Genomic DNA, 23,696 nt, shown 5'->3' on the forward strand with positions numbered 1-23,696 from the left:
CTTCTCAGCACCGCCAGGGAGAGCGCGTCATGCCGAAGCTGTCGAACCTGTCCGCCGTCTGCGTCCTGTGTCTCGTTGTCCCCGCCGCCGCACTGCACGCGGCCGAACTGATTCCCAAACAACTGGCCGGCCCGCCCGAGGAGTTCGCGCAGATGCGCGCACCCGCCCCGGCGGAAGCGGCGATCCTGTCCAAGAGCGCGTTGCTGCCGGTGGAATTCTCCGCCGCGCGCAGCGGCGGCCCGGCGCAATGGCAGACCACCCTGCCGGTGGAGAACGGCAAGCTGCGCTTCGTGGTGCTGTCCGGCGAACACGACTGGCAACCGCGCCTGAGCGCACCGGCCACGGCCAGCGCACGCATGGGCACGGCCGCCGCCACGCCGATGCTCGCGCCCAGCGCCAAGGCCACCCAACTGGGCGCCGGCGGCGCCGCGCTGCCGGCTCGCGAGTACCACGTGGACAGCGCCGCCAACGGCGACTGGACCCTGACCCTGCAGGCCGATGGCAGCAATACGGTGCAGCGCGGCTATGTGCTGATGGAAGGCGACCCGCGCACGCAACTGGCGTCCTATCCCAGCGACCGCGCGCAACTGCAGCGCGGCCAGCGTATCGGCCTGACCGCCCTGCTCGGCGGCATCGATGCGCAGGGCGGCGTGTCGCTGGCGCGCAGCGCCGGCAGCGGCCGCATCGACACCGCACAGCTGCGCGTGATCGCGCCGGACGGCTCCGTCAGCCAATGGCCGATGGCCGACGACGGCCGCCACGGCGACGGCGCCGCGGGCGATGGCGTGTATGCCGGCGACTTTCCGGCGACGGCCACCGGCACCTACATCGCGCAGGTGGTGGTGCATGGTCACGACGCCGGCGGCCAGGCCTTCGTACGCACCAGCGAGCACGTGCTGCCGGTGCTGGACACCACCTTGCGCATCAATGCCGATGCCGTCGCCGCCAGCGCACAGCCCGGCACCCGGCTGACCCTGCCGATCCCGGTGCGGATCGGCGGCGGCCAGGCGCCGGCGCACTACCGCGTGCTCGGCGAACTGTGGGGCACCGGCCGCGACGGCAGCGCGGTGCCGGTGGCCTGGCTCGGCGGCATGCTGGCGCCGCAGGACGGACGCCTGCCGCTGAGCGTGGACGAACGCTGGATCGTCCGCGCCGGCGCGCGTGCGCCGTTCACCCTGCGCAACCTGCGCGTGGAGGATCCGGACAACTTCGTGCCGCTGGCCACGCGCGCGACGCTGCCGCTGACCCTGCCGGCACTGCGTCGCAGCAGCGTGGCACGCAGCACCGGCACGATCGACGAGAGCATGCGCATGGGCGAGCGCCCGGCGCAGCTGAGCACCGCCGCCACCGACATGCAGGCGCAGGCCACCGGCAAGCGCCTGGTGCTGGTGCACGGCTATTGCTCGGGCGGGGTGTGGCCGGTGGCGCAGTTCACCAATGCCTCCGCGTTCCTGGACGTCAACCAGAACCGCAGCAACGACCAGTTCGCGCAGCGCCTGGCGCAGTTCGGCAGCCAGTGGAACTCGTTCGGAACCGTGGCGCACAGCCAGGGCGGCATGGCGGCGCTGCACCTGTACGTCTACTACTGGAGCGGCCTGGACAACGCCAGCGGCGGGCGGGTGATGCAGTCGGTGGGCACGCCCTACCAGGGCACCAACCTGGCCGGCATCCTGGCCACGGTGGGTTCGTGGTTCGGCGTGGGCTGCGGTACCAACAACGACCTGACCTACGACGGTGCCAAGGCCTGGCTGGCCGGCATCCCCAACTCGGCGCGGGCACTGGTGAACTACTACACCACCTCCTTCGCCAAGACCAACTGGTACACCAACGACTACTGCAATGCGGCCTCGGACCTGGTGCTGAGCGACCCGGAGGACGGCACCGTGGAGCAGGTCAACGGCCAGCTACCCGGCGGCGTCAACCGCGGTCACACCACCGGCGAATGCCACACCACCGGCATGCGCGACCCGGCGCAGTACCTGGACGCCGGCCGCAACGCGACGATGAACGCCAACGCGGCGCGTTGAGGGGCCGGGATCAGGGAATCGGGATTGGGGATTGGTGAAGCGCTGCCCGGGCATGTCAGCCTGTGCAGCGCCGATCTCTCCCCAGTGCCGAAGCCGCGGCTGGTGCAATTCGCTCGGCATGCGGTGGTTGTAGGAGCGGCTTCAGCCGCGACGGGCGTTGTCGGTGACGCCTGTCGCGGCTGAGGCCGCTCCGACGATCGTGCGGGGAATACGCTAACGCGCCGCATCCGCCACAGACTCGCCGCTCTGCGCATCGGCGCCGCCGCCAAGCACCTTGTATAGGGTCACGCGGTTGCTCGCCTCGGTCAGGCGTAACGTGATCAGGTCCTGCTGCGCGGCGTAGAGCGAGCGCTGCGAATCCAGTGCGTCCAGATAGCTGTCCACGCCATTGCGATAGCGGGCCTCGGCCAGGTCATCGCTGCGCTGGGTGGCCGCGACCAAGGCGCGTTGTGCGTCCATGCGTTCGTCCAGCTGCGCGCGCGTGGCCAGTGCGTCGGCCACTTCGCTGAAGGCGCTCTGGATCGCCTTCTCGTAGGTGGCGACGTTGGCGTCACGAGTGATGCGGGCCACGTCCAGTTCGGCCTTGAGCGCGCCGGCACGGAAGATTGGCACGCTGATGCTGGGCACGAACGACCAGGTGCGGCTGCCGGCGTCGAACAGGCTGGACAGCGCGCTGCTGCTGCGCCCGGTCGAGGCGGTCAGCGAGATGGTCGGGAAGAACGCCGCGCGTGCCGCGCCGATGTCGGCGTTGGCCGACTTCAGCGCGTGCTCGGCGTACAGAACATCCGGCCGCTGCAACAGCACGCGCGATTCCAGCGGCGCCGGCAGTGGCGCCAGCGCCACGCCGTCCTCCAGCGCGCCGGCCTGCGGCAGGGCATCGGCCGCCACCGACGCGCCGACCACCAGGTCCAGGGCGTTGCGCGCCGTGGCCAGTTGCGTGGTGTAGCTGGCCACGTCGGCACGTGCGCTCTCCACGCTGGTCTGCACTTGGGCCAGGTCCAGCCCGGAGGCGATGCCTTCGCGATGCCGCGCCTCGGTCAGCGCCAGCGTCCGCCGCTGGCTGTCCAGGGTCTGCTGCGCCAGCGCCAGGCGTTGCTGGTCGGCGGCCACGGCCAACCAATCCGCGGCGACCTCGGCGACCAGGCTCAAGCGGGTACTGCGCTGGGTCTGCGCGGTGGCCAGGTAGGTTTCTAGGGCTTCGTCCTTGAGGCTGCGGATGCGTCCGAACAGGTCCAACTCCCAACTGCTGACGGCGACGTCGGCCGTGTAGGTACGTGCCACCTCGGCGTGTCCGCTGGCGTTGGTGGACGCGCTGCTGCGCGCAGCGCTCTGGCTGCCGCTCACACTTACCGACGGGAACAGGTCGGCGCTTTGGATGCGGTATTGCGCGCGCGCCTTGTCGATGTTGAGCACGGCCACGCGCAGGTCGCGGTTGTTGTCCAGCGCCTGCGCGATCACCTGCTGCAGGCGCGGATCGAGGAACACCTGGCGCCAGTCCAGGATCGCCACGTTGGCGCCGTCGCCAACGGCGCCGCTGCCGCTGTCGGCAAAGGTGGCCGGCACCGGTGCGTCGGGACGGGCATAGCTCGGCGCCAGGCTCGCGCAGCCGGCGAGGACACCGGCGCAGGCCACCGCAAGCGCGCCACGGCGCAGGAACGAACGGATCACGGCGTTGCCTCCTCGGTGTGCAGCGGTTCCGATTCGGCGCGCTTGCCGGGGAACAGGCTGCGCACGATCACGTAGAACAACGGCACGAAGAAGATGCCGAGTGCGGTCGACACCAGCGTTCCGCCGAGCACGCCCGTGCCCAGCGCGTGGCGGCCGCCGGAGCCGGCACCGCTGCTGACCACCATCGGCAGTACGCCGAGCAGGAACGCCAGCGAGGTCATCAGGATCGGGCGCAGGCGCAGGCGCGCGGCATGCAGGGTGGCGTCGATCAGCGGCTGGCCCTTCTCTTCCAGTTCCTTGGCGAACTCCACGATCAGGATGCCGTTCTTGGCGGCCAGGCCCATCGTCGCCAGCAGGCCCACCTGGAAGTAGATGTCGTTGGACAGCCCGCGCAGCCACGTCGCCAGCAGCGCGCCGACGATGCCCACCGGCACCGCCAGCATCACCGAGATCGGGATCGACCAACTCTCGTACAGCGCGGCCAGGCACAGGAACACGAACACCAGCGATACCGCGTAGAGCATCCAGGTCTGCGCACCGGCCGCCTGCTCCTGGTAGGACATGCCCGACCAGGCGTAGCCCACGTCCTTGCCGATCTTGCCGACCAGCGCGGCGACGCCGTTCATCGCCTCGCCAGAACTGATGCCGCTGGCGGCGCTGCCGGTGATCTCCATCGACTCGACGCCGTTGAAGCGGCTCAGCACCTGCGGCGCATACGCCCACTGGCTGCTGGAGAACGCCGAGAACGGCACCATCTCCGCGCTGCTGTTGCGCACGTACCAGCGGCCGATGTCGGCGGGCAGCATGCGGGCAGCCGGCTCGCCCTGCACGTAGACGCGCTTGACCCGATTGTTGTTGAGGAAATCGTTGACGTAGCTGCCGCCCATCACCGTGGCCAGCGTGGCGTTGATGTCCGCAGCGCTCAGACCCAGCGCGCCGGCCTTGGCGTCGTCGATCTGCACGCGGTACGTGGGCGCGTCTTCCAGCCCGTTGAAACGCACGGCGCTCAGGTTCTTGTCGGCGTTGGCCAGATGCAGCAGCTGCTGGCGCGCGGCGACCAGCGCGTCGTGGCCCTTGCCGGCCACGTCCTGCAGTTCCAGGGTGAAGCCGGAGGTGGTGCCCAGGCCGTTGATCGCCGGCGGCGACAGCGCGAACACCTGCGCATCCGGCAGCGTGCCCATCATCGCGCCGGTGATGCGGTTGGCGATCTCCTGCGCCGAGGCATCGCGCTCGGCCCAATCCTTGAGCTTGATGAAGCCCATGCCCGAATTCTGGCTGCTGCCGGCGAAGCTGAAACCGGTGATGGTCATCATCCCGGCCACCTCCGGCTGCTTGAGGATGAAGTCCGATGCCTGGTCGATGGACTGCTGGGTACGTTGCTGGGTGGCGCCGGCCGGCGTGGTGAACATCACCATCAACATGCCCTGGTCCTCGTCGGGCAGGAACGAACTGGGCAGGCGCCAGAACAGCAGCGCCATCGCCCCCAGCAGCACCAGATAGGCCAAACCGCCGAGCTTACGGTGGCCGATCAGCTTGCCCACGCCGCGGCCGTAGCCATCGGCGCCGCGGTCGAAGCGGGCGTTGAACCAGCCGAAGAAGCGCCCCAGCACGCCCTTGCGCGACACCTGCCCGCCGCGCTCGATCGGCTTGAGCAGGCTGGCGCACAGCGCCGGACTCAGGGTCAGCGCCACCAACAGCGACAGCAGCATCGCCGCGGCGATGGTCACCGAGAACTGGCGGTAGATCTCGCCGGTGGCGCCGCCGAAGAACGCCATCGGCAGGAACACCGCGGTCAGCACCAGGGCGATACCGACCAGCGCGCCGGAGATCTGCCCCATCGAGGTGTAGGTCGCCTGCCGCGGCGACATGCCGTCCTCGCTCATCAGGCGCTCGACGTTCTCCACCACCACGATCGCATCGTCGACCAGCAGGCCGATCGCCAGCACCATCGCGAACATGGTCAGCGTGTTGATCGAATAGCCGAGCAATGCCAGCACGCCGAAGGTGCCCAGCAGCACCACCGGCACCGCGATCACCGGCACCAGCGTGGCGCGCCAGTTCTGCAGGAACAGGTACATCACCAGCACCACCAGCACGATCGCCTCGAGCAGGGTCTTGACCACCTCTTCGATGGAGATGCGCACGAACGGCGTGGTGTCGTAGGCGATCTCGTACTTCAGTCCGGCAGGGAAGTACGGCTTGAGCTGTTCGAGCTTGGCTTGCACCGCCTTGGCCGCATCCAGCGCATTGGCCCCGGTCGCCAGTTCCAGGCCCATGCCGGAGGCGGCCTTGCCGTTGTACTTGGAACTGGACGCGTAGGACTTGGACCCCAGCTCGACCCGCGCCACGTCGCGCAGGTACACAGTGGCGCCGCCGGTCTGCGACTTCAGCACGATCGTCTCGAACTGCGCCGGGGTCTTGAGCTTGCTGCGGGAGGTGACCGTGGCGTTGAGCTGCTGGCCCTGCACCGCCGGCAATGCCCCCAGCGCGCCGGAGGAGACGTCGGCGTTCTGCGCCGAGATCGCGCTGCTCACGTCCGAGGGCATCAGCGCATAGGTGCGCAGCTTTTCCGGATCCAGCCAGATCCGCATCGAATACTCGGAGCCGAACACGTTGACCCCGCCGACGCCATCGAGCCGGCTGATCGGGTCCTGCAGCGTGGACACCATGTAGTCGCCGATATCGGTGCTGTCCATGCTGCCGTCTTCGGAGGTGAAGGCCAGCACCATGAACATGCTGCTGCCCATGGACTTGGTGACGGTCACGCCATTGCTCTGCACCGCCTCCGGCAGCATCGCCTCGCCTTGCGAGACCTTGTTCTGCACCTGCACCTGGGCGGTGTCCGGGTCGGTGCCGGACTCGAAGGTCAGGGTGATCGAGGCGCTGCCGGCGGAGCTGCTGCTGGAGGTCATGTACAGCAGGTGGTCCAGCCCGGTCATCTGCTGCTCGAGGATCTGCGTCACCGAGTTCTGCACGGTTTCCGCCGACGCGCCGGTATAGGTGGCGCTGACATTGATCGACGGTGGCGCGATGTTCGGATACTGCTCCAGCGGCAGCGACAGGATCGAGAGCGCGCCGGCCAGGGTGATCACGATCGCGATGACCCAGGCGAAGATGGGACGGTCGATGAAGAAGCGGGCCATGGCGGTTCCTCAGTCGGCCTTCGGCGCCGCGGCGGCGGTGCCTTGCTTGGTCGCCGGGGCGATGCCGGCGGCATTGCCGGCCATCGCGGCCGCGGTCACCTCCACCGCCTTGACCTCGGCACCGACCGACACCTTCTGCAGGCCCTGCACGATGACCCGGTCGCCGGCCTTCAGGCCGTCGCGTACCACCCACTTGTCGCCGATCGCATCGCCGGTGCGCAGCACGCGCTGGGCGACCTTGTGGTCGCTGCCGACCACCATCGCCACTGCCTCGCCCTTGCTGTTGCGGCTGACCGCCTGCTGCGGCACCAGGATGGCCTGCTCGTCCACCGCCATCGGCAACACCGCCTTGACGTACATGCCGGGCAGCAGCAGATGGTCGGGATTGGGCACCACCGCACGCAGCTTGACCGTGCCGGTGGCGGTATCGACTGCGGCATCCACCACCTCCAGCGTGCCACTGTGCGCATAGGTGCTGCCGTCCTCCAGTTGCAGCTTCACCTCGGTCTTGCCGTCCACCGCCTTGAGCTGGCCGGCGTCGAGTTGGCGGCGCAACTGCAGCAGCTGCGCGCTGGACTGGGTCACGTCCACATACATCGGGTCGAGCTGGTTGATGGTGGCCAGCACCTCGCTCTGGCCGGCGCTGACCAGCGCGCCCGGCGTGTAGCTGGAGGTGCCGATGCGTCCGGAGATCGGCGCGGTGATGCGGGTGTAGTCGAGATTGATGCGCGCGGTCTGCAGTGCGGCCTTGGCCGCGACCACCGCCGCCTCGTTCGAGCGCAACGTGGCCAGCGCATCGTCGCCGTCCTGCTTGCTGACCGCATCCAACCCGACCAGGGTCTGGTAGCGCTGCGCCTTGGGCCTGGCCGACAGGACCGCCGCCTCGGCCTGTGCCAGGTCGCCCTTGGCGGTGTCGTACGCAGCCTGGTAGCTGGCCGGATCGATCTCGTACAGCACCTGCCCCGCGTGCACGTCCTGGCCTTCGGCGAACAGGCGCTTGCGCAGGATGCCGCCGACCTGCGGGCGCACGTCCGAGGCCATGTAGGCCACGGTGCGGCCGGACAGGGTCTGATCCACAGCGAGGCGTTGCACCGTCACTGTCTGCACGCCGACCTGCGTCTGCGGCATCTGCGGCGGCGGCTTGGACGAACACGCGGCCATGACCGTGGCGATGGCGACGGGCAGCAGCCAGCGCGAGGACGCGATGGGAAGACGACAGGCGACGGACGGCATGCGGCGAACTCACGGGATTTCCGAAGCTGGCCACGCTAGTGCGCAAATGTGCAGCAAATTTGGAGATTGCCGGCGATGGCGCGGATTCGCTTGATTTCCACTGCCATGGCGCGGCTAATACGCAGCAATTGCCGTTTCCGCGCCGCGCGTCGCCCCTCCGATGAAACTGGGCCTCACCGCCAAGCTGTTCCTCGCCATCCTCGCCGCCTGCGTGACGGTGCTGTTGATCAACGGCCTGGCCGTGCAGGCCTTCGTCAAGCGCCAGTTCCTGGATTACCTCAACGAACAGGGCGTGGAGCGCATGCAGGAGGCCTTGCCGCGGGTCAGAGCCGAATACGCGCGGCACGGCAGCTGGGATTTCGTGCGCGACAATCCCGAAGTCTGGTTCGTGCTGATGCGCCCGGAGCGCGGCCCCGGCCCGCCGCGCAGGGCGCCGCCGATTTCCGACCAGACCGGCGCGGTGTTTCGCTTCGCGCTGCTCGACCAGGACTTCAAGTCGCTGATCGGCAATCCGGATGTCGGGCGCGACGACATCCTGCGCCCGGTGGTGGTCGACGGCCGAACCGTCGGCTGGATGGCGATGCTGCCGTTCCAGAAAGCGCTGGCGGCGGCAGACGCGCGGTTCTACGCGGCGCAGCAGCGCGCATGGTGGACGATCGGCAGCGCCTCGCTGGTGGTCGCCGCGCTGCTCGGTTGGCTGCTGTCGCGCGCCCTGTTGCGGCGCTTGCGCGGCCTCACCGGCGCCACCCATCGTCTGGCCGCGGGCGACTACGCCACCCGCATCGACGCCGACGCGCGCGACGAACTCGGCCAGTTGGCGCGCGACTTCAATCTGCTGGCGCAGGCGCTGGAGCACAACGAGCGCGCGCGTCGCGACTTCATGGCCGATATCTCGCACGAGCTGCGCACGCCGCTGGCGGTACTGCGTGCGGAACTGGAAGCGCTGCAGGACGGCATCCGGCCGATGACGCAGCACTCGCTGGGCTCGCTGCACCAGCAGGTCGGCCAGCTCGGCAAGCTGATCGAAGACCTGTACGACGTGTCGCTGACCGACGTCGGCGCGCTCGCCTACCGACGCGCGCCGGTCGACCTGGCGGTGATCCTGGCTACCGTGCTTGACGGCATGCGCGCGCGCTTCGCCGCCGCGCAGCTCCATGTGCAGGAGCAGATCCAGGCCGGCCCGCTGCTGGTGGACGGCGACGAACGCCGCCTGCAGCAACTGCTCGGCAACCTGCTGGAGAACACCCTGCGCTACACCGATGCCGGCGGCACGGTGCAGGTGCGCTGCACGCGCCGCGACGCGATGCTGGAGCTGGTGGTGGAGGACAGCGCACCAGGCGTGGAAGCGGACAAGCGGGCGCGTCTGTTCGAACGCTTCTATCGCGCCGAGGCCTCGCGCAACCGCGCCAGCGGCGGCAGCGGCCTGGGCCTGGCGATCTGCCGCAACATCGCCGAGGCCCATGGTGGTGCGATCGACGCCGAGCCTTCTACACTCGGCGGATTGCGCGTGGTGGTGCGTCTACCGGCGCTCGCGGCATGAGCAGCCTGGATCCGATCGGACACGTGCTGATCGTCGAGGACGAACCGCGTCTGGCCGCAGTGCTGCGCGAATACCTGCACGCGGCCGGCTATTCGCACGACTGGATCGCCGATGGCGCGCAGGTACTGGGCGCCTTCCGCGCGCAGCAGCCGGACCTGGTGCTGCTGGACCTGATGCTGCCCAACCGCGATGGGCTGGAGATCTGCCGCGACCTGCGCAGGGAAAGCGCGGTGCCGGTGATCATGGTCACCGCGCGGGTGGAGGAGATCGACCGCCTGCTGGGGCTGGAGATCGGCGCCGACGACTACATCTGCAAGCCGTTCAGCCCGCGTGAGGTGGTGGCGCGGGTGCAGGCGGTGCTGCGCCGCCATCGCCACGATCCCAACGGCGCGCCGGCGCCGGGCCTGCGGATCGACGAGGACGCGTGCCGCGCCAGCGTGCACGGCCGCGACCTGGACCTGACCCAGGTCGAGTTCCGCCTGCTGCGCACCCTCGCCGCCGCGCCGGGACGCGTGTACTCGCGCGAGCAACTGATGGACCGGCTCTACCTCGACCACCGCATCGTCACCGACCGCACCGTCGACAGCCACGTCAAGAACCTGCGCCGCAAACTCGCCGACGCCGGCGTCGAGGACTGGGTGCGCTCGGTGTATGGGGCTGGTTATCGGTTTGAGCCGTGATTGGGGATTCGGGATTGGGGATTCGCAAAAGCGGCCTGGCTGATCACCGTCGTGGTGTGACGCGGGCCGCTTTGACGAATCCCCAATCCCGAATCCCCACTCCCCGCCTCACCGAAACACGACCGTCCGATGTCCGTTGAGCAGGATGCGATGTTCGACGTGGCGGCGCACGGCGCGGGCCAGCACCTGCGACTCGGTGTCGCTGCCCAGGCGCACCAGCTCGCGCGGGGTCATGGCGTGGTCCACGCGGGCCACGTCCTGCTCGATGATCGGGCCTTCGTCCAGGTCGCCGGTGACGTAGTGCGCGGTGGCGCCGATGATCTTGACCCCGCGCGCGTGCGCCTGGTGATACGGCTGCGCGCCCTTGAAGCTGGGCAGGAAGCTGTGGTGGATGTTGATCGCACGCCCGGCCAGGGCCGCGCACAGGGTCGGCGACAGGATCTGCATGTAGCGGGCCAGCACCACCAGGTCGATGCGTTCGCGTTCGACCAGCGCCAGCAACTGCGCTTCCTGTTCGTCGCGATTGGCGGCGCTCACCGGCAGGTGATGGAACGGCACGCCGTAGGAGCCGGCGAGCGCGGCGAAATCGGGGTGGTTGGAGGCCACCGCGGCGATATCCACCCGCAACTGCCGACTGTGCGCGCGGAACAGCAGGTCGTTGAGGCAGTGGCCCTGTTTGCTGACCAGCACCAGCAGGCGCGCACGGCGGCGCGCGTCGTGCAGTTGCCAGTCCATCGCGTAGTCGGCGGCCAGCGGCTCCAATTGCAGCTTCACCGCGGCGACGACGCCGTCGGCCGGCACGTCGAAGTGCACGCGCAGGAAGAAGCGGCCGCTTTCCTCGTCGCCGAACTGCTGCGCGTCGAGGATGTTGCAGCCGTGCTCGAACAGCAGGCCGCTGACGCGGAAGACGATGCCGGTACGGTCCGGGCAGGACAGGGTCAGGATGTAATCGTGGCGCATTTGCGGATGATAGGGGACCCGTACCCTCACCCCAACCCCTCTCCCGGAGGGAGAGGGGCTTATTGCTCCCTTCTCCCTTCGGGAGAAGGTGCCCCGAAGGGGCGGATGAGGGTACGGACGGAGCCTCGTGCAGTCGAAACACACCGCGTGCGCTGCGCGCCCGTACCCTCACCCCAACCCCTCTCCCGGAGGGAGAGGGGCTTATTGCTCCCTTCTCCCCTCGGGAGAAGGTGCCCCGAAGGGGCGGATGAGGGTTCGGGCGAAGCCTCGTGCAGTCGAAACACACCGCATGCGCTGCGCGCCCGGACCCTCACCCCAACCCCTCTCCCGGGGGAGAGGGGCTCGGCCGTGCTCGCACTAAAATCAGGTCGCGGCTGACGTCACACTTGGGACATTGCTCACTCGCCTGCGCTCACTCCGGGCGCAAGCGCAGCGCCAAACGGCGGTTGACCTTCTCCAGGCGCGCCAGCGAATCCTCTACCGACATGCCGACCGCTTCGTGCGTGGTGATGTGCGCGCGCAGGTGCGCCGGATCGTCCAGGTCGCCGCGCACCAGGAACACGTTCTCGCCATCCTCCACCTCGCCGATCTCGCGGCTGAGCACCACGTGGTCGACCTGGTCGAAGCCGTATTCCTTGGCCAGCGGCAGCAGCCGCGCGACCATGCGCTCGCTGATCGCATCCGGCGCGCGGCCGCAGGCCGCGTCCAGCGCGTGCACGCCCTCGCGGATCTGCGCGTACAGCAGGTGGTCCGGATGGTCCGGATGATCGGGCCCGGGCACGGCCTCGCGTACGACCGCGCGCGGCGGCTGGATCGGCGCTCTGTCGCCGGGATCGGACGAATTCGGGCTCATGGCATCCTCCTGTGATGCGCCAGCAAATCGCCTCACCTTAGCGGCAAGCGCGCGCCAGGCTCAAGCGGGCACGCAGTGTGCCGCATGCGCCGCCAAAGTCCGCTGAAGATCGTGCCGCGTCGCTCAGGCCTGGCCGGCGCGGCGCGCGGCGACCTTGGCCAGCGCCGCCCAGTCCAGCTCGCCGTCGCCGTGCGCGATCGCTTCGATGAAGGCATCGCGCAGCACCCCCGCCAGCGGCATCGGCACGTGCCGGGTCTCGCCGGCGTTCAGCGCCAGGCGCACGTCCTTCAGGCCCAGCGTGGCCTTGAAGCCGGCCGGGCTATAGCGCTGCTCGGCGATCATGCCGCCGTAGGTCTGGTAGGCCGGTGCGGCGAACACGGTGCTGGTGAGCATGTCGAGGAAATCGGCCGCTTCCACGCCGTGCCCACGCACCAGCGCCGATGCTTCGGCCATGGTGCCGATGGCGCTGGCCAGGCACAGGTTCGCGGCGAGCTTGACCGCATTGGCCTGTTCCGGCGCAGCGCCGAAATACCAGGTCTTGCGTCCGATGACATCGAGCAACGGCTGCACCCGCGCCAGCGCCGCGGCATCACCGGCGGCCAGCAGGTTGAGCTGGCCGGCCGCGGCCACCTCCACCCGCCCCAGCACCGGCATCGCCAGGTAGGCGACGCCGCGCTCGGCATGCAGCGCGTGCAGTTCGCGCGCCAATGCCACCGAGATGGTGGCCATGTTGACGTGCACGCTGCCGGCAGTGAGCGCGTCCAGCGCGCCGCGATCGAGCAGGGTCTCGCGCCACCGCGGTGTCGTCGGCCAGCATCGAGAACAGTACCGGCCCGCGCACCGTGTCGGCCGGTTGCGCGGCCAGCTGCGCGCCGGCCTCGAGCAGGGGCTGTGCCGCCGCGGGGCTGCGGTTCCAGACCGTCAACGCATGGCCGGCACGCAGCAGGTTGAGCGCGATCGGCTGGCCCATCGTGCCCAGGCCGAGAAATCCAATCGTCGTCATTGCATGCTCCCTGAAGGAATCAAAGTGGAGGCCGCCAACCGTGCGGCGCGTCGGTCAGGCGTCGAACACGCCGCGCGCCGCGTGCGGCTCGCAGCGCAGGTATTGCGGCGATGGCCGCAACCGCGCGCCCAGCGCGGCGGCCGCGTGCCAGGGCCAGCGCGGATCGTAGAGGATGCCGCGGGCCAGCGCGATGGCGTCGGCGCGGTCCTCGGCGAGAATCGCCTCGGCCTGCTGCGGCTCGGTGATCAGGCCCACCGCGATCACCGGCATGCGCAGCGCGCGGTGCAGTGCCTCGGCCAGCGGCACCTGGTAGCCGGGCGCCACCGGAATGCGCTGGCGCCGGTCCAGCCCACCGCTGGACACATGCAGGTAATCGCAGCCCTGCGCCTGCAATGCCTGCGCCAGCGCCTCGCTCTGCGCCAGGTCCCAGCCGCCCTCGACCCAGTCGGTGGCGGAGATGCGCACGCCCACTGCGATGCTCGGCGCCACCGCGGCGCGCACCGCCGCATGCACGCGCAGCAGCAGGCGCATGCGGTTCTCCAGGCTGCCACCGTAGGCATCGGCGCGCTGATTGCTCAGCGGCGACAGGAACTGGTGCAGCAGGTAGCCGTGTGCGGCATGCAGTTCGATCAGCTCGAAGCCGAGGCGCTCGGCACGCCGCGCCGACGCCACGAACGCCTCGACGATGGCGTCGATGCCGGCCAGGTCCAGCGCCTGCGGCGGCACGCCATCCTGGTCGAACGCCTGCGCCGACGGCGCCACGGTCTGCCAGCCGTTCGGCTGGTCGGGCGCGATCGCGCCGCCGCCATCCCAGGGCTTGCGCGTGGACGCTTTGCGCCCCGCGTGCGCGAGCTGGATGCCCAGCGGCATCGGCGACCAGCGCCGTACCGCGCGCAACACCGTGTCCAGCGCCGCCTCAGTGGCATCGTCCCACAGGCCCAGGTCGGCGTAGCTGATGCGCCCGCGCGGCTCCACCGCCGTCGCCTCCAGAATCAGCAGGCCGGCGCCGGACTGCGCCAGTTGGCCCAGATGCTGCACATGCCAGTCGCTGGCACGGCCGTCCTCGGCCGAGTACTGGCACATCGGCGCGATCACGATGCGGTTGGACAACGACAACGGCCCCAGTGCCAGGGGCGAGAACAACTGGCTCACGATGCGAATCCATGGAAACGCCGCGCGCGGCGCGGGAAGCGGCCATTGCACTCCTGCCGTACAGCGCGATCAACCACTGCCGGTGGATCAGTTCGTGCCGGGATTCGGAACGCGCGCCGCTGCCGGCAGCAGGAAGGCCAGCGCCTGCGCGCACGATTGCTCCACTTTCAGGCTCAGCAGATCGTCACCGCGGGTGCGGCCCAGGTTGACCGCGGCGATGGGCAGGCCGGCCTTGGCCGCGGTCTGCACGAAGCGGAAGCCGGAATAGACCATCAGCGACGAGCCCACCACCAGTACCGCGTCGGCGCGCTGCAGATGCGCGAAGGCACTGGCCACGCGCTCGCGCGGCACGTTCTCGCCGAAGAACACCACATCCGGCTTCAGCACGCCGCCGCAGTGCGTGCAGGCGGGCACCACGAAGCTGGCGAAATCCTCGCCCTCCAGGTCGGCATCGCCGTCCGGCGCCGGCGCGGCCTGCAGCGTCGCCCACTGCGGGTTGTGCTGCAGCAGGTGCTGCTGGAACGCCTCGCGCGGCATGCGCCGCTCGCAGCCCATGCAGCGCACCACGTCCAGACGCCCGTGCAGGTCGATGGTGGCGCGGCTGCCGGCGGCCTGGTGCAGGCCGTCCACGTTCTGGGTCAGCAGCAGTTCGACCTGGCCGCGCGCTTCCAGCTGCGCCAGCGCGGCGTGGGTGGCATTGGGCCGCGCATGGCCGAAGCGCGGCCAGCCGAGCAGGCTGCGCGCCCAGTAGCGCTGCCGCGTCGCCAGCTCGCCCATGAAGGCCTGGTAGGTCACCGGCTGCGCACGCTTCCAGTCGCCGGCGGCATCGCGGTAGTCGGGAATGCCGGAGTCGGTGCTGCAACCGGCCCCGGTCAGCACGAACAGGCGCCGGTGGCGGTCGACGAACGCCTCCAGCGCGGACGCCGCTGGCTGTGCGGACGCGGGGTGATCCTGCAGCAACTGCGACATCGTGGCGGCTCCCGTCGGTATGAAGGCGCGCGCAACGGAGGCGGCCGTCCCGCTGTATGTAGTGCGTGCGGGCCGGTAGCACAAGGCCTGGCATTGCCCGCACGTGGGGATAGCACCCGGCAGGGCGGCGAGATGGCGGCAAGAGCGGGTCAGGCAGCGCGCGAACAGCACACGTCCAATGCCAACGCGGCTCCCATCACACCGGATTGGCGACCTCGATCAGGTTGCCGTCCGGATCGCGGAAGTACAGCGACAGGATCGGCCCGCAGGCGCCGGTGCGTTGCACCGGCCCCTGCTCGATCGGCACGGCGGCAGCACGCAGTTCCTCGACCACCTGCGTCAGCGGCGTGGCAGTGAGCAAGCATAGGTCGGCCGAGCCAGGCGTGGGCGCCCGCGCCTTCGGGTCGAACTCGTGGCCATGCCGATGCAGGTTGATCTTCTGCTGGCCGAACGCCAGCGCCTTGCGACCTTCGCCGAAGGTGACCACGCGCATGCCCAACACCTGCGCATAGAACGCGCAGGTGGCGTCGATGTCGGCGACGGTGAGGACCAGATGGTCGAGATGGTCGATCTGCATCGCGAAATCCTCGCTGGATGAAGGCGGCGCGGCTCACTCGCCGCGCGGCGGATGCGGCCCGAAGCGGCCATAGGGGCGGCTGTCGTCGGCACCGCGGCGCAGCACCTGTGCGGCGACCAGGCCGATACCCAGCAACACCAGGCAGCACGCGACCAGCGCGTTCCAGCCACCGTGCTGCCAGGCCGCGCCGCTGAGCGAGCCGATCACGCTGGCGCCGGCGTAATAGGCCAGCAGGTACAGCGAGGCGGCATGGCCCTTGAACTCCCCGCCCAGGCGCCCGACCCAGGCGCTGGCCGCCGAGTGCGCGACGAAGAAGCCGATGGTCAGCAGCACGATGCCGGCGATGACTGGCACCAGCGCATGCGCCAGGGTCAGCGCCACGCCCAGCGCCGCGGTGGCGATGCCGGCCAGCACCACCGGGCCGCGGCCGAAGCGATCGGAGGCGGCGCCGGCGACCGAGGACGACACGATGCCGAACACGTAGGCGCTGAAGATCAGGCCGAGCTGGCTCTGGCTCAGGCCGAACTCCGGACCGCCCAGGCGGAAGCCGGCGTAGTTGTAGACGCTGACGAACACGCCCATCGCCAGGAACGGGATCGCGAACAGCCACGGCAGATGGCGATCGCGCAGATGCCCGCCCCAGGCGCGCAGGTGAAAGCGCAGGTTCACGCCCTGGCGGCGCACGAAGTGCCGCGATGGCGGCAGCAGCCACACGAAGCCGATCGCGGCCAGCAGGTCCACCGTACTCAGCGTGGCCAGCGCGGTGCGCCAGTCGAAGTGATCGGTGAGCACGCTCATGCCGATGCGGCCGACCATGCCGCCGAAGGCATTGCCGGCCACGTACAGCCCGGTGGCCGCGCCAAGCCGGCTCGCCGGCAGTTCCTCGGCCAGGTACACCATCGCCACCGCCGGCACGCCGCCCAGGGCGATGCCGGACAGCGCGCGCACCGCCACCAGCGCGCCCCAGTGCGGCAGGTAGGCCGCGAGCAGGTTGAGCAGCGCCGCCAACGCGATCGACACGAACATCAGCCCACGCCGGCCCAGCGTCTCCGACACCGCGCCGGCGCAGAAGATCGCGATCGCCAGGCCGCCGGTGGCCAGCGACAGCGGCAGCGAGCTGGCCGCCGCGCTGAGCCCGAACTCGCGGGCGAATTCGGGCAGCAGCGGCTGCACGCTGTACAGCAGCGAGAAGGTGGCGAAGCCGGCCAGGAACAGCGCCAGGCGGATGCGCAGCAGCGGCGCATCGTCCACGGCGTGCGCCGGCGGGCATTGGCTGGAGGCGTTCACGGGATGGGTCGCGGCGGGAAACGGAAGGCCAGTATTCGCCTGACCGACCCCGGCGTCCAATATATGATCGGCCCGTTCTCCATATGTGTTGGATATGACATGGAACTGCGCTACCTGCGCTATTTCCTGGCCGTGGCCGAGGCCGGGCACTTCACCCGCGCCGCGGCGCAACTGGGCATCCAGCAACCGCCGCTGAGCCAGCAGATCCGCGCACTGGAGGAGGAACTGGGCACGCCGCTGTTCGTGCGCACACCGCGCGGCGCCGAGCTCACCGATGCCGGCCGCGCCTTCCGCACCGAAGCCCGGCGCGTGCTCGCCGACCTGGAACGCGCCGGCGATGCCGCACGCCGCGCCGCACGCGGCGAAAGCGGCGTGCTGCGGCTCGGCTTCACCGCCTCGGCCGCGTTCAACCCGATCGTGCCGACCCTGGTGCGCGGCTTCCGCCGCGGCTGGCCGGCGGTGACGCTGGCGCTGGAAGAGACCAACACCGCCGGCCTGCTCGCTGCGCTGCTGCAGGGACGGCTGGATGCGGCCTTCATCCGCTACAGCGTGGCCACGCCCTCGGAACTGCAGTTGCTCAAGCTGCCCGACGAACCGATGAAGATCGCGGTGCCGGCCGCGCATCGCCTGGCCAAGCGCAAGCGCGCGCCGCTATCGGCGCTGGCCGGCGAACCCTTCATCCTGTTCCCGCGCAGCTTCGGCACCAGCCTCTACGACGAGATCCTCGACGCCTGCCGGCAAGCCGGCTTCGAGCTGAAGATCGAACAGGAAGCGCCGCAGATGTCCTCCATCGTCAACCTGGTGGCTGCGGAACTGGGCGTGTCAGTGGTTCCCGCCTCGACCGCGCAGGTGCAGTTGCCCGGCGTGCGCTACCTGGACATCGATGGCCGCGTGCCGATGGCGCGGCTGGCCCTGGCCGCGCTGCCGGCCACCGCGCAAGCAATGCCGATCGTGCGCCATCTGTGGCAGTTGGCGCAGGGACATGCGGCGGGCAGGCGTGGGTAAGGGCGGCAGTGCATGGCTGCGCTCTGTATGCATGCAGGAATCAACTGCCGTGCAGCCGCGACGAATGACGCTGCCAGGTACCCAACCTCAACGCGTCGGGACTGAAGTCCCTCCCACAGTGCACCCAGCCGACTTATCGCAAGCCCCGGCGAGAGGCGTTACGCATCGCCTTGGGCCATCAAGCGCGATAGAGGTTTCCACGGTAAAACCTGTCGCGGCTGAAGCCGCTCCTACGCTGGGTTCACCGGGTTACGAGGAACACGCCGCCGCATCACGCTACACCAACCCCTGTACGCTTGCCGCCCACGATCTGCACGCCACGCGCAGCGCATTCGCTGGCGGGCGCTACAATGACGCGGACATGCGCTGCAGCGGCAGTTGCTCGGGCTTTTGCTTTTGCTGTTGCTGTTGCTTTAGCTTTTGACTTACCGGGTTCCCTTCCGAAGCGGCGGCCAGCGCGGGGAAACACCCGAAGGGCGGCGTACATGGATGTACGCCGTCCGCGGCAGGGGCAGGATGCCCCTTCCGCGGATCCCCGTGGTGGACGCGGACCCGGAGCGCGTAGCGCGGAGGGCGCGTAGGCAGGGTGTGCTTTCTTTTGGTTACTTTTCTTTGCACAAGCAAAGAAAAGTGACTCGCCCGCAAGGGCGAAAGCCTTTGCTGTTGCTTCCAAGCTTTCGTGTCGGACAAGAAGAACCGTAGGAGCGGCTTTAGCCGCGACAGACGTTATGGGAAAGCCCGTCGCGGCTGAAGCCGCTCCTACGAGATACGAGGTGCGAGGAACGCGGCGCGCTCAGCCCAAGTGCGTGCGCACCGCTTCGTCGATCTTGGCCGGCGGCACGAAGCCGGGCACCCGCGCCACTTCCTCGCCCTGGCGGAACAGCATCAGCGTCGGCGTCTGCCGCAGGCCCTGGGCACGGAAGAACTCCTCGCCCACGTCTTCCATCTTCACCTTGAGCAGGGTCACGCCCTGCGCCGTGTCGCTCTCGGCGAAACGCTCCAGCGACTTGTCGAGCATGCGGCAGCCCGGGCAGTTGTCCTTGTTGAAATCGGCCAGCACGCGCGGGTGCGCGGCAAGCGCATCGGCGAACTGTTCGGCGCTGGAAACGGTGATGGTGGTGAGCATGGAACGGACCTCGTCTGGAACGTGACGCCCGGCGCGGCGATGGTCGGCGCCCGGGGCGGAAAAAGAAAAAAGGATCAGCCGCTGCCGGCAGGCAACGGCGCTGCGGCCTGGACGGCCTCGGCTCCGGCCGTGCCGACCACGTCCTGCGATACCGCCACCGCATTCGCTGCATCCGGCTGCAGGGCCCGCGTCGCGCGCAACGCCAGCACCTGCGCGCACCAGGCGTCGATCGCCGCGTTGTCGCGGTCGCCGTGCGGCATCTGCTCGATCTCCAGCAATGGATAGGCGCTGTCGAAGAACCGCGCGATGCGCTTGACCGCACCGCAGTAGTACTCCAGCCCCCACTGCGTCTCGCCGGTACCGAACGCTGCCACTTCGATCGTCTTGCCTGTCGCCTCGACCAACTCGGCGATATAGCGCTTCATCTCCGCCGGCGTGCGCCCGGCGTTGTCGCTCCAACTGCCGAGCAGATGCAGATTGAAGTCCGCCGCGCGCGCGGCATCGCCGAGCGCGCCCTGCAGCGTCTGCAGATCGGTATGGATCCAGGTGACCGCGTGCCCCGCCGCCTCGCACTGCGCATGCACGCGGCGGGCGACGTCGCGGGTATTGCCGCTGAGCGAAGCGTAGGCGAGCAGGATGTGCATGAGGCGGGGATTCGGGAGTGGGGATTCGGGATTCGTCAGGGCGGGGTTCGCTTTTGCCAATCCCCAATCCCGAATCCCCAATCCCGGCTCTTCACAGATCGTCGAAGCCGTTGTCCGAGTTGGTTTTCTTGTAGCTGGCGTTGCGCATCTCGAAGAAGTCGGTCTTGGTCTCGGTGAAGTTGTCGGCGTAGGCCTTGATCCACGGCATCACGTTGTCGCTGGCGCCGCTGTACAGCTTCTCGATGCCGAGCATGCCGGACATCTTGTTGGCGCGGTACTTCACGTACTGGATCATCTCGTCCACGTCGATGCCCTCGATGCCGTCCAGCACTTCCGAGGACCACTCGGTCTCCAGGCGGATCGCGTGTTCGAAGGCCTGGTGTACGTAGTCGGTCAGCTCATTGGTCTGCAGCTCGGCGTTCTCGCCGATGATGGCGCGGATCAGCTCGCTGATGAACTTGGTGTGGGCCAGCTCGTCGCGGTTGATGAAGCTGATGATCTTGCCGGTACCGGTCATGCGGTTCTGCCGCACCAGGTTGTAGAAATACGCGAAGCCGGAATAGAAGTTGATGCCTTCCAGGATCGAGGACTGGATCAGCGAGCGCAGCAGGGTCTCTGCGGTCTTCTCGCGCATGAAGTCGTCGTAGGCCTGCATGATCGGCTGGTTGCGCGCGATGATGGTCGGATGCGTGCGCGCGATCTCGAACACGCGGTTCTGGTCGGCCAGGCCGGCGATCGACGCCAGCACGTACGAGTAGCTCTCGTTGTGGATCACTTCCTGCTGGCCGATGATCGCGGCGTTGGCGTGCGCGGCCGGGTCGGTGATGTATTCGGCGACGTTGTAGATGAAGCGCGTCTGCGGCGAATCCAGTGTGGCCAGCAGGCCGATGATCGAGTCGTAGGCGTTCTTCTCGCGCGCCGACAGTTCCCCGTATTGCTTGGCATCGCCCTTCATGTCCACTTCGTCGGGGATCCAGAAGTTGGTCGACAGCTCCTTGTACGCCCGGTAGAAGGACGGGTACGGGATGTCGTTCCAGTTGAGGATGCCGCTGGTGGTGCCGTTGATGATGCCGGTGGAGCGGTTGGGGTGCAGCGGTTCGAGGATCTTGATGCGGTCGAGCGCGATGGCCATGGATGTGCTTCGGTAGTCGGGTGAACGGCGCCGGCGGGCGGCGCGGAATGCGGAACGCGCGCGGCAGGACAGGCCTGCCGCGCGGCGTGGGCGTCAGACGCCGGCGATCAGCTCGAGCACCACTCGCACTCGCTGATGTCGATGTCGTTGGAACGCACGTAGTAGGTGGTCTTCAGGCCTTCCTTCCATGCGGTCATGTGCAGGTCCAGCAGGGTGCTGGCGCGGATGCCGCTGGGCACGTAGAAGTTGAAGCTGATCGACTGGTCGACGTGGCGCTGGCGGCGCGCGTTCTGGCGCACGCTGGCGAACTGGTCGACCTTGTAGGCGCCCTTCTCGTAGTACGGGTAGGTGTCCACGGTCAGCCCCGGCGCCACCACCGGACGACGGAAGTCCTTCTTCTCTTCGTAGTAGAACGCGCTGTAGATCGGGTCGATCGAGGCGGTGGAGCCGGCGATCTGCGCGGTGCTCATGTTCGGCGCCACCGCCACCATCCAGGCGTTGCGCACGCCGTGCACGCTCACCTGCGCGGCCAGTTCCTGCCACTCGGCGCTGTCGTAGCCGCGCTTGGTGAAGTACTCGCCGTTCTGCCAGTCGCTGCCCTTGAACACCTTGTACGCGCCCTTCTCCTTGGCCAGCGCCAGGCTCGCCTGGATGGTCAGGTAGTTGATGCGCTCGTACAGCGAATCGCTGTAGGCCTCGGCGTCCGGCGAATTCCAGTCGATGCCCTTCTGCGCCAGCAGGTGGTGCCAGCCGAAGGTGCCCAGGCCGATCGCGCGGTACTTCTGGTTGGTGATGGTGGCCTGCGGCACCGGCAGCTCGTTGAGGTCGATGACGTTGTCGAGCATGCGCACCTGGACGCGGATCAGCCGCTCCAGGATGTCCGGCGACAGCAGGTCCGGCTGCGCGGTGACCGCGCGGCCCAGGTTCACCGAGGACAGGTTGCACACGACGAAGTCGCCGGCCTGCTTGGTGGTGACGATCTGGTCGCCGCTGATCATCTCCTGGATGACCCGCGTCGGGCTCATGTTCTGCAGGATCTCGGTGCACAGGTTGCTGGAATACACCATGCCCTGGTGCTTGTTCGGGTTCATGCGATTGACTTCGTCGCGATAGAACATGAACGGGTTGCCGGTCTCCAGCTGGCTGACCATGATCCGCTTGAACATGTCGATGGCCTTGACCACCTTGCGGCCGATGCGCTCGTCGGCCACCACTTCCTCGTAGCGGGCGCGGAAGCTGCCTTCGCCGCGCTTCTCGTCGAAGAAGTCCTGCAGGTACCAGCCCTTGACCTCCTTCACCTCGTGCGGGTCGAACAGGTACCACTCGCCGCGGCGCTCCACCGCTTCCATGAAGATGTCCGGCACGCACACCGCGGTGAACACGTCGTGCGCGCGCAGGCGCTGGTCGCCGTTGTTCAGGCGCAGGTCCAGGAACGCCTCGATGTCGCGGTGCCAGATGTCCAGGTACACGGCGATGGCGCCCTTGCGCTGGCCGAGCTGGTCCACCGACACGGCGGTGTTGTTGAGCTGCTTGATCCACGGCACCACGCCGCCGCTGGAGTTCTTCACCCCGCGGATCGCCGAACCGGACGAACGCACATAGCCCAGGTAGGCGCCGACGCCGCCGCCGTGCTTGGACACGCGCGCCACGTCGGTGTTGGAGTCGTAGATGCCCTGCAGGCTGTCGTCGACGGTGTCGATGAAGCAGCTCGACAGCTGCCCGCCGATCTTGCCGGCGTTGGCCAGGGTCGGCGTGGCCACGGTCATGTACAGGTTGGACAGCGCCCAGTAGGCCTCGCCGACCAGCTGCATGCGGCGCTCGCGCGGCTTCTCGTCCTGCATCAGGTACAGGGCGATGGTCAGCCAGCGCTCCTGCGGCAGCTCGTAGACCTTGCGCGAGTTGTCGGTGGCCAGGTAACGCGTGGCCAGCAGGTACAGGCCGTTGTAGGCGAACAGCTTGTCGCGCTCCGGATCGATCATGCGGCCGGCTTCGGCCAGTTCGTCCTTGGAGTAGTTCTTGAGGATGTCGATCGAGTACACGCCGCGGTCGGCCAGGCTTTCCTGCAGGCCGACGTAGGAGCCGTACTTCTCGCCGGCATCGTAGAAACGGTTCTTGCTGGCGCGCTTGTACAGGCGGTCCAGGTACAGGCGCGCGGCGAAGTACTCCCACTCCGGCGTGGCGATGTCCACGCGCGACTCGGCCTCGCGGATCAGGTAGTCGACCATGTCGTCGGCCGACAGGCTTTCCTTCTTCTCGATGAAGGCGAAGGCCTTGCGCTCGTAGTCGCTCACGTCCAACTGCGGGAACTCGGCGTGGATCCGGTCCAGGGTGCGCTGCAGGCGCGAGCGATCGAAGGCCATGCGGCGGTTGCCGCCGTCCTTGACGATCCAGGTCACGGCGCGCTGGTCGTTGCTCGGCTCGCTGCTGGCCGTCGGCTCCGGCTGGGCAGTGGCGGCAGCGGTCGTGGGGTCGACGGCGGCGTCGACGGACGCGGTGGCCGGCAGGCTGTGGGTCTGGCTCATGAAGGTCTCCAAGCGTGGTGCACGCGGCCGCCCGACCCTCGCAGGCAGCGGTCCGACCGGGTTCGCAGGCGGGCGGGCGGTGTCGCGAAGACTGCAAACGGCGCAGGCACCGGGCCTGCGGGCGGTCATCGCTGCACCGACCCTCTCCCCCCGGAGAGCGCGCGGTCGGCGCCGC

17 protein-coding genes and 1 pseudogene are annotated in these 23,696 nt (G+C 68.8%); 4 read left to right on the forward strand and 14 right to left on the reverse strand.

What is annotated here, in order from left to right; translation table 11 throughout:
• The first annotated feature begins 29 nt into the window (after positions 1 to 29).
• Positions 30 to 2,027, forward strand: coding sequence for a choice-of-anchor X domain-containing protein (locus AC1PLR_RS20005; RefSeq protein WP_481102095.1), 1,998 nt, complete (start codon positions 30 to 32; stop codon positions 2,025 to 2,027).
• Positions 2,028 to 2,240: 213 nt separating this feature from the next.
• Here the strand turns inward: AC1PLR_RS20005 and AC1PLR_RS20010 are convergent, their stop codons facing one another.
• From AC1PLR_RS20010 to AC1PLR_RS20020, 3 genes are read right to left on the reverse strand one after another with little or no spacing between them, the layout of a single operon-like run.
• Entirely contained in the window at positions 2,241 to 3,695 is a 1,455-nt protein-coding gene (locus AC1PLR_RS20010; protein ID WP_481099288.1) for an efflux transporter outer membrane subunit, read from the reverse strand.
• Positions 3,692 to 6,838, reverse strand: coding sequence for an efflux RND transporter permease subunit (locus tag AC1PLR_RS20015; RefSeq protein WP_481102096.1), 3,147 nt, complete (start codon positions 6,836 to 6,838; stop codon positions 3,692 to 3,694). The genes AC1PLR_RS20010 and AC1PLR_RS20015 overlap by 4 nt, the downstream gene beginning before the upstream one ends.
• A 9-nt stretch (positions 6,839 to 6,847) precedes the next feature.
• A complete protein-coding gene (locus tag AC1PLR_RS20020; protein ID WP_481102097.1) occupies positions 6,848 to 8,071 on the reverse strand; it encodes an efflux RND transporter periplasmic adaptor subunit in 1,224 nt (407 codons plus the stop codon).
• A gap of 160 nt (positions 8,072 to 8,231) precedes the next feature.
• Here AC1PLR_RS20020 and baeS point away from each other — a divergent pair, with 160 nt between their 5' ends.
• Positions 8,232 to 9,611, forward strand: a complete 1,380-nt coding sequence (gene baeS, locus AC1PLR_RS20025) for a sensor histidine kinase efflux regulator BaeS (protein WP_481102098.1) — start codon at positions 8,232 to 8,234, stop codon at positions 9,609 to 9,611.
• Positions 9,608 to 10,291, forward strand: coding sequence for a response regulator (locus AC1PLR_RS20030; protein WP_010340999.1), 684 nt, complete (start codon positions 9,608 to 9,610; stop codon positions 10,289 to 10,291). The genes baeS and AC1PLR_RS20030 overlap by 4 nt, the downstream gene beginning before the upstream one ends.
• Positions 10,292 to 10,399: 108 nt before the next feature.
• On the opposite strand, the gene purU is transcribed toward AC1PLR_RS20030, so the two are convergent.
• The 7 genes and pseudogenes from purU to AC1PLR_RS20065 all read right to left on the reverse strand — a co-directional run bounded on the left by purU (position 10,400) and on the right by AC1PLR_RS20065 (position 17,092).
• Positions 10,400 to 11,251, reverse strand: coding sequence for a formyltetrahydrofolate deformylase (gene purU / locus AC1PLR_RS20035; protein ID WP_019799808.1), 852 nt, complete (start codon positions 11,249 to 11,251; stop codon positions 10,400 to 10,402).
• 412 nt (positions 11,252 to 11,663) lie between these two features.
• Complete coding sequence (locus AC1PLR_RS20040) at positions 11,664 to 12,104, reverse strand: XVIPCD domain-containing protein (RefSeq protein WP_010340996.1); 441 nt, start codon at positions 12,102 to 12,104, stop codon at positions 11,664 to 11,666.
• A gap of 123 nt (positions 12,105 to 12,227) precedes the next feature.
• Positions 12,228 to 13,107: pseudogene (locus AC1PLR_RS20045) on the reverse strand (NAD(P)-dependent oxidoreductase).
• Positions 13,108 to 13,161: 54 nt separating this feature from the next.
• Positions 13,162 to 14,259: an NADH:flavin oxidoreductase/NADH oxidase gene (locus tag AC1PLR_RS20050; RefSeq protein ID WP_481102099.1), complete on the reverse strand. Its 1,098-nt coding sequence runs from the start codon at positions 14,257 to 14,259 to the stop codon at positions 13,162 to 13,164.
• Positions 14,260 to 14,346: 87 nt separating this feature from the next.
• A complete protein-coding gene (locus AC1PLR_RS20055; protein WP_481102100.1) occupies positions 14,347 to 15,228 on the reverse strand; it encodes an NAD-dependent protein deacetylase in 882 nt (293 codons plus the stop codon).
• A 196-nt stretch (positions 15,229 to 15,424) separates the two neighbouring features.
• Positions 15,425 to 15,805 (reverse strand): VOC family protein, encoded by a 381-nt coding sequence (locus AC1PLR_RS20060; RefSeq protein WP_481102101.1) that lies wholly within the window; start codon positions 15,803 to 15,805, stop codon positions 15,425 to 15,427.
• Positions 15,806 to 15,838: 33 nt separating this feature from the next.
• Positions 15,839 to 17,092 (reverse strand): MFS transporter, encoded by a 1,254-nt coding sequence (locus AC1PLR_RS20065; RefSeq protein WP_481102102.1) that lies wholly within the window; start codon positions 17,090 to 17,092, stop codon positions 15,839 to 15,841.
• Between the two features lie 99 nt (positions 17,093 to 17,191).
• Between AC1PLR_RS20065 and AC1PLR_RS20070 the strand changes: the two genes are divergently transcribed.
• Entirely contained in the window at positions 17,192 to 18,097 is a 906-nt protein-coding gene (locus AC1PLR_RS20070; RefSeq protein WP_481102103.1) for a LysR family transcriptional regulator, read from the forward strand.
• Positions 18,098 to 18,890: 793 nt separating this feature from the next.
• On the opposite strand, the gene AC1PLR_RS20075 is transcribed toward AC1PLR_RS20070, so the two are convergent.
• The 4 genes from AC1PLR_RS20075 to AC1PLR_RS20090 all read right to left on the reverse strand — a co-directional run bounded on the left by AC1PLR_RS20075 (position 18,891) and on the right by AC1PLR_RS20090 (position 23,521).
• The gene (locus AC1PLR_RS20075; protein ID WP_209245013.1) at positions 18,891 to 19,223 is read right to left on the reverse strand and encodes a thioredoxin family protein; all 333 of its coding nucleotides are present in this window, start codon (positions 19,221 to 19,223) and stop codon (positions 18,891 to 18,893) included.
• Positions 19,224 to 19,297: 74 nt separating this feature from the next.
• Positions 19,298 to 19,867 carry a flavodoxin gene (locus AC1PLR_RS20080; RefSeq protein WP_481102104.1) on the reverse strand — a complete coding sequence of 190 codons (570 nt, stop codon included), beginning with the start codon at positions 19,865 to 19,867 and terminating at the stop codon, positions 19,298 to 19,300.
• A 91-nt stretch (positions 19,868 to 19,958) separates the two neighbouring features.
• Positions 19,959 to 20,999, reverse strand: a complete 1,041-nt coding sequence (locus tag AC1PLR_RS20085) for a ribonucleotide-diphosphate reductase subunit beta (protein WP_010340146.1) — start codon at positions 20,997 to 20,999, stop codon at positions 19,959 to 19,961.
• A 107-nt stretch (positions 21,000 to 21,106) separates the two neighbouring features.
• A complete protein-coding gene (locus tag AC1PLR_RS20090; RefSeq protein ID WP_017908331.1) occupies positions 21,107 to 23,521 on the reverse strand; it encodes a ribonucleoside-diphosphate reductase subunit alpha in 2,415 nt (804 codons plus the stop codon).
• Between the last annotated feature and the right edge of the window lie 175 nt (positions 23,522 to 23,696).

Source organism: Xanthomonas sp. NCPPB 3570 (assembly GCF_056725115.1).

Coding starts and splice junctions, on each gene's coding strand:
- AC1PLR_RS20075 (WP_209245013.1), bottom strand. CDS start 19,223: ATGCTCACCACCATCACCGTTTCCAGCGCCGAACAGTTCGCCGATGCG.
- AC1PLR_RS20040 (WP_010340996.1), bottom strand. CDS start 12,104: ATGAGCCCGAATTCGTCCGATCCCGGCGACAGAGCGCCGATCCAGCCG.
- AC1PLR_RS20005 (WP_481102095.1), top strand. CDS start 30: ATGCCGAAGCTGTCGAACCTGTCCGCCGTCTGCGTCCTGTGTCTCGTT.
- purU (WP_019799808.1), bottom strand. CDS start 11,251: ATGCGCCACGATTACATCCTGACCCTGTCCTGCCCGGACCGTACCGGC.
- AC1PLR_RS20030 (WP_010340999.1), top strand. CDS start 9,608: ATGAGCAGCCTGGATCCGATCGGACACGTGCTGATCGTCGAGGACGAA.
- AC1PLR_RS20080 (WP_481102104.1), bottom strand. CDS start 19,867: ATGCACATCCTGCTCGCCTACGCTTCGCTCAGCGGCAATACCCGCGAC.
- AC1PLR_RS20055 (WP_481102100.1), bottom strand. CDS start 15,228: ATGTCGCAGTTGCTGCAGGATCACCCCGCGTCCGCACAGCCAGCGGCG.
- AC1PLR_RS20060 (WP_481102101.1), bottom strand. CDS start 15,805: ATGCAGATCGACCATCTCGACCATCTGGTCCTCACCGTCGCCGACATC.
- baeS (WP_481102098.1), top strand. CDS start 8,232: ATGAAACTGGGCCTCACCGCCAAGCTGTTCCTCGCCATCCTCGCCGCC.
- AC1PLR_RS20085 (WP_010340146.1), bottom strand. CDS start 20,999: ATGGCCATCGCGCTCGACCGCATCAAGATCCTCGAACCGCTGCACCCC.
- AC1PLR_RS20090 (WP_017908331.1), bottom strand. CDS start 23,521: ATGAGCCAGACCCACAGCCTGCCGGCCACCGCGTCCGTCGACGCCGCC.
- AC1PLR_RS20070 (WP_481102103.1), top strand. CDS start 17,192: ATGGAACTGCGCTACCTGCGCTATTTCCTGGCCGTGGCCGAGGCCGGG.
- AC1PLR_RS20020 (WP_481102097.1), bottom strand. CDS start 8,071: ATGCCGTCCGTCGCCTGTCGTCTTCCCATCGCGTCCTCGCGCTGGCTG.
- AC1PLR_RS20015 (WP_481102096.1), bottom strand. CDS start 6,838: ATGGCCCGCTTCTTCATCGACCGTCCCATCTTCGCCTGGGTCATCGCG.